8 protein-coding genes are annotated in these 5,665 nt (G+C 47.7%); all 8 read left to right on the forward strand.

All coding sequences use genetic code 11. The features are described from left to right. Positions 1 to 41: 41 nt before the first annotated feature. Positions 42 to 1,769 (forward strand): terminase large subunit, encoded by a 1,728-nt coding sequence (locus CD000_RS03375; protein ID WP_096224891.1) that lies wholly within the window; start codon positions 42 to 44, stop codon positions 1,767 to 1,769. A 4-nt stretch (positions 1,770 to 1,773) separates the two neighbouring features. Then, positions 1,774 to 1,959: a hypothetical protein gene (locus CD000_RS18400; RefSeq protein WP_096224892.1), complete on the forward strand. Its 186-nt coding sequence runs from the start codon at positions 1,774 to 1,776 to the stop codon at positions 1,957 to 1,959. Between the two features lie 16 nt (positions 1,960 to 1,975). Beyond that, positions 1,976 to 3,274, forward strand: coding sequence for a phage portal protein (locus CD000_RS03385; protein ID WP_096224893.1), 1,299 nt, complete (start codon positions 1,976 to 1,978; stop codon positions 3,272 to 3,274). After that, the gene (locus CD000_RS03390; RefSeq protein ID WP_096224888.1) at positions 3,216 to 3,836 is read left to right on the forward strand and encodes an HK97 family phage prohead protease; all 621 of its coding nucleotides are present in this window, start codon (positions 3,216 to 3,218) and stop codon (positions 3,834 to 3,836) included. Before CD000_RS03385 ends, CD000_RS03390 begins: the two co-directional genes overlap by 59 nt. Before the next feature lie 40 nt (positions 3,837 to 3,876). Further along, positions 3,877 to 5,073 (forward strand): phage major capsid protein, encoded by a 1,197-nt coding sequence (locus tag CD000_RS03395; protein WP_096224894.1) that lies wholly within the window; start codon positions 3,877 to 3,879, stop codon positions 5,071 to 5,073. Between the two features lie 42 nt (positions 5,074 to 5,115). Beyond that, entirely contained in the window at positions 5,116 to 5,403 is a 288-nt protein-coding gene (locus tag CD000_RS03400; RefSeq protein ID WP_096224895.1) for a head-tail connector protein, read from the forward strand. Between the two features lie 16 nt (positions 5,404 to 5,419). Then, positions 5,420 to 5,557: a hypothetical protein gene (locus CD000_RS18405; RefSeq protein WP_158225536.1), complete on the forward strand. Its 138-nt coding sequence runs from the start codon at positions 5,420 to 5,422 to the stop codon at positions 5,555 to 5,557. A 17-nt stretch (positions 5,558 to 5,574) separates the two neighbouring features. Next, a partial coding sequence (locus CD000_RS19640) for a phage head completion protein (RefSeq protein WP_483299627.1) occupies positions 5,575 to 5,665 on the forward strand: 91 nt, incomplete at its 3' end.

Raw genomic sequence — 5,665 nt, forward strand, 5'->3', positions numbered from 1 at the left:
CCAGAGCAGCCGACGCCGTTTGAACAGGAGTTTGGTAATGTATGAGCCTGAAGCAATGGCTCATTGACTACTCCTATGATGTCATCGACGGCCGGGTGATCGCCTGCCAGAAACATAAATGGGCATGCATGCGTTTTTTACGGGATATCGAAAGGGAAGGGACTGATGGCTTTCCCTATATTTTTGACGAAACGAAAGCGATGCGTTTTCTCAAATGGATGACGCTTTTCAAACACACCAAAGGCGTATTAAAAGGGCAGCATATTCGTCCACATGAAATCCAGGTGTTTGTATTTGGCAATATTTACGGCTGGGTGCATAAGGACACGGACTATCGGCGTTTTAAAAAGGCGTATTGGCAGGTAGGCAGAAAAAACGCAAAGTCGCAAAGTTTGGCTTGCGTAGCCTCATATGAGGCTATGGCATTCGGCGAAAACATGTCGGAAGTATATATCGGCGCGACGAAAACGGAACAGGCAAGGATTGTATGGAAGGAAACCGAAGCTATGTTGGCCGGTTGCCCGGAACTCAAAGGGAAGTACGAAGTGAAATACGGGGCGATCCATCACCTGAAAAGTCGGTCTATTATTCGGCCACTTTCCAAAGAGGACCGGAAGACCGGTGACGGTTTAAACCCGCAATGCGGGATTATCGATGAGTATCACGCCCATGACACGGATGAGATTTACAATATTCTTGACTCTGGTATGATTGCTAGGGCACAGCCGTTGCTAATGATTATCACAACGGCCGGCACGAACTTAAATAATCCTTGCTATCGAAGTGAATACCAATATGTTTCGAAGCTTCTTGATCCGAACAGCCCGGTAGAAAACGATCAATACTTTGCGATGGTCAACGAACTGGATAAAGACGAGGACGGAAATTTGATTGATGACATTAAGGATGAAAAAGCATGGCTGAAAGCGAACCCGATTGCGGCTTCCTATCCGGAAGGGGTAGAAAATATTCGCGCCAAGCTGAAAGAAGCGCTGGAAAAACCGGACAAAATGGACGATTTTTTAACCAAAAACATGAATGTTTGGATCAATAAGCGCGAGCAAGCCTATATTTCGGCCGAGCGCTGGGCGGCCTGCGGCACGGAAAACCTGCCGGATATCAGTGGATTGGATGCGTATGTAGGCGTTGACTTGTCGGCAACGACCGACTTAACGAGCGTTTCCATCGAAATCCCTTTGAATGACGGCAAATTTGTCGTCTTGTCCCACTCGTTCATACCGGAAGAAAAGCTCGATGAGCGGGTCAAGACTGATAAAATGCCGTTCGATCAATGGGTTCGTCAAGGTTGGATCACCGCCACACCAGGAGCGGTCGTCGATTATACGTTTGTGCGCGAATATATCAAGTCAATTGAGCCGACATACGGCGTTTTGGTGAAGGAAATTTGCTATGACAAGTACAATGCGCGGCATTTAATGCAGGAGCTTGAAGCAGATGGCTTCACGACGGTAGAAATTCCGCAGGGGATTCGCTATTTGACGGAGCCGACGAAAAATTTCCGGACAAAAGTGTTTGAAAAGAAGATCATTCACAACCAAAACCCCGTTTTAACATGGGCAGTCGGCAACGCGGTGACACGAAAAGACGCCCAGGAGAACATTATGCTGGATAAATCGAAGAGCACGGACCGGATCGACCCACTGGCGGCGCTTATTAATGCCCACGCCCGGGCGATGTTTGCAAATGTCGAGTCGGTTGACGTATCGGAATTTGCGACCGATGACTTTTTAGACAGACTGTGGGGTTGATAAAGTGAAAAAATTACGGAAAATCTTTCGTGATTACGCGGAAGATTTTTTTATTTTCATTGGTCTAGTGCTTATCAACATCGCGACGTTCCGATTAAGCGTGACGGCAGGGCTGTATATGCTGGGTTTTTCTTGTTTAGCCGTCGGCATTTTTGCAGCGCTGCATCCACCGAAGCGTTATCCGCCGTGAGGGAGGTGAGGAATGAATGTTTTTCCGGCGTGCTTTGGAGCGAAGAAGTACTGAATACACAGAATACAGCCTAAATGATCCGGCGCTTTTAGATTTTCTCGGCCTTTCTCCTGGCGAGGTCAACGTTTATGGGAAAAATGCCCTGAAAGAAGCGACGGTTTACGCTTGTATCAAAATTTTAGCCGAATCGCTGTCAAAGCTCCCATTGAAGATTTATCTCGAGGGCGAAACCGGCGTCAATAAGGCAGTGAAGCACTATTTATATAAGTTGCTAAAGCTCCGTCCCAATCCGTATATGTCAGCTTCTGACTTCGCCAAATGCAATGAGACGCAGCGGAACATACACGGTAATGCATACGTCAACATTGAGACGGACGAAAAGGGCAGAATTGTGGGGCTTTGGCCGATCGATGCGGGTAAAGTGCGCATTTGGATTGACGATATCGGCCTTTTCAGCAGCAAAAACCACATCTGGTATGAAGTCGATGTCGGAACCGAGCGGCGGAAGCTCATGCCAAACGAAATTTTGCACTTTAAAAGTGGTGTGACACTCGATGGCATTGTCGGGGTTCCTCCTCTTGATTATTTGCGGGCGACGGTGGAAAATGCGGCGGCGGCCGGCCGGTTTATCAATAATTTTTACAAGCAAGGGTTGCAAGTGAAAGGAATCGTCCAGTATGTTGGCGATCTAAACCCGGAAGCGCAGAAGAAATTCCGAGAAAAATTCGAGGAAATGTCTTCAGGACTGAAAAACAGTCACCGCATCGCGCTCATGCCGATCGGGTACGAATTTAAGCCGATCAGTTTGACGATGTCCGATGCGCAGTTTCTTGAAAATACGGAGCTAACAATCAGGCAAATTGCAACGGCTTTTGGTATAAAAATGCACCAACTCAACGATTTAAGCCGGGCAACTCATACGAATGTAGCCGAACAGCAACGGCAGTTTTACGTGGATACATTGCTGCCGATTTTAACAATGTATGAGCAAGAGATGACGTATAAATTGTTTCTTGACAGTGAAATTGACGCTGGATATTACGTGAAATTCAACGTTGACAGCATGCTTAGAAGCGACATTAAAACGCGTTATGAAGCGTATGGCATCGGAATTGAGAAAGGTTTTATTACGCCGAACGAGGCGAGGGCATTAGAAGAGAAGCCACCTTTACCTGGCGGTGACCAGCTTGTATTTAATGGTAACGTTATTCCATTGACGATGGCCGGCCAACAGTACATGAAAGGAGGTGGTGACAATGGGCAATCAGGCGACGAAGGACACAAAGGAAATCCGGGCTCTTCCAGTGAAAATTGAGGTCCGTCAGTCAAGCGGAGAAGAAGAAAGGCGCACCATCTCTGGGTCGATCAAGTACAACACGGAAAGCGCGGAGATGCGGGACTGGTGGGGCGACACGTTTGTCGAAGAAATCGCGGCCGGCGCGTTTGATGAGAGCTTGAAAACGCGCGGGGTTGTCGGTCTCTGGTCGCACGACACGTCTAAAGTGCTAGGAAGCACGAAAAGCGGAACGCTACGCCTTGAGAGTACAGAGAAGGAACTGCGATTTGAGCTGGATTTACCGAACACCACAGTCGGCAACGATGCCTGGGAGATGATTAAACGGGGAGATGTTGATGGTGTATCGTTTGGGATGAGGGTTACAAAAGACAAATGGTCGCAAGTGGATCGCGACGGAAAGAAGATTTATAAGCGGTCCATTTTGGATGCGGAACTGTATGAAATTTCCCCGGTGGCTTTTCCGGCTTATCCGGCCAATGAAGTGTCTGTCCGGTCGCTTGATGAGTACCGGGAGCAGCAAAAACGCGCTTCGAATGAATACAAAAAACGAAAACTAGCCATCGAGTTAGAGCTGATATAAAACGGCTCTTTTTATTTTGACTATAGGAGGTTGAAAAAGTATGGGTAAAGAACTGCGTGAGATGTTGCAAAAACTGGAGCAGATGAAAGTCGAAGTCCGCACTCTCTTAGCAGAGGATAAAGTTGATGAAGCTGAAAAACGTATGGAAGAAGTACGAGCGCTACAAAAGAAAATTGAAGTGCAGCGGCAATTGGAGGAAGAAGAACGTGGCGGTCTAGGCCTGGGCGGCGGTTATTCGGTTGGCGGCGAAACTCGTGCTGTCACAAAGGAAGATGCCGAATTGGAACAGGAGTATCGACAAATCTTCATGAAGGCGATTCGCCGGCGCCCGGTTTCTTCGGATGAGCGAAGCATTATCGCAGAATACGAAAAGCGCGCTGTCATGAACGAAGGTGGGACTAACCCGGCTATCACGGACGGGGATTCGTCTTTAATCGTTCCAAAGGACATTCAGACGCGCATTAACGAGATCATGCGAGCGCAAAACGACTTGTCTCAATATGTTCGCGTCGAGGAAGTGACCACCTTATCGGGATCTCGCGTGCTGGAGAAAGATGAAACAATGACGCCGTTTGCGTTGATTAATGAATACGGCGTGCTACCGGAATCGGATAATCCTAAATTCGTGGCTGTCTCGTACTCTGTGAAAAAACGCGGCGGCATCTTGCCGATTACGAACGAGCTTTTAGCTGATAGCGATCAGAACATTATTAATTACATCACGCGTTGGATTGGCAAGAAGGCCGTCGTTACGCATAACAAGATGATTACGGATCTCCTGCTGACTATGACTCCGAAAAATTTAGCGGATCTGAGAGCGGCGAAAAAGGTATTCAACGTTGATTTAGATCCGGCCATCAGTTTGAGTTCTATTGTATTGACCAACCAAGACGGATATAACTGGTTAGATAGCCAACAAGATACGACTGGTCGCTTCTTGCTGCAAGATGATATTACACAGCCGGGGCGGAAGCTGTTGTTTGGCCGTCCAGTTGTCGTATGTTCCAATCGCTTCTTGCCGTCGATCACCGGAACGCCGAACAAGGCTCCTATTTTCATTGGGAATCTTGAAGAGCTTATCGTATTGTTCAAGCGTCGATTCTTTGAATTGGCGGCAACGAAAGAAGGTGGCGATGCATTTAAACGCGATACGACGGATTTACGCACGATTATGCGTAGCGATATTAAATTTTGGGATACGGGCGCGGCTGTATACGGCCAGTTGGCGCTGAGCTAATGACGGGGGCAACCCCGTCCCCTTTTATTGGGGGTGATCGTTTTGATTATTACGCTCGACGAAGCGAAGCAATGGTTGCGCGTTGAGCATAGTGACGAGGACGGCTTAATTAGTACGCTGATTAATGCGGCAGAAAAATACTTGTTCAATGCAACAGGGAATACGTTTGACAATACCAATGAGTTGGCTAAGCTGTTTTGCTATGTGCTAGTGACCGACTGGTACGAAAACCGCGAGATGATCGGCAAAACGAGCGAAAAAGTGCGGCATACGGTCGAGAGCATCGTGGCGCAGTTGACTCATTGCTACGATAGCACAACGACAACGTAGAAAGGGGGAAGGATTCATGAGCGAGAAAACTGAAAAGCGCGTTGAGAAGGAACTCAAAAGCCTTATCTTAGTGTCTCCAGCGGGGCATAAATACGAAGTGACGGTGTCGGATGCGGGAAATTTGATTGTGACGCATAAAGCCAATGAGACATGATGAGGCGGTGATATGACATGGATCCTGGGTTGCTCCGTCACCGCATCACTATTCAACAAAAAACAAGGGTGCAGAACGAATATGGAGAAGAAATAGCGGATTGGGTGG

Source organism: Geobacillus sp. FJAT-46040, from assembly GCF_002335725.1.
GTDB classification, from domain to species: domain Bacteria; phylum Bacillota; class Bacilli; order Bacillales; family Anoxybacillaceae; genus Geobacillus; species Geobacillus thermoleovorans.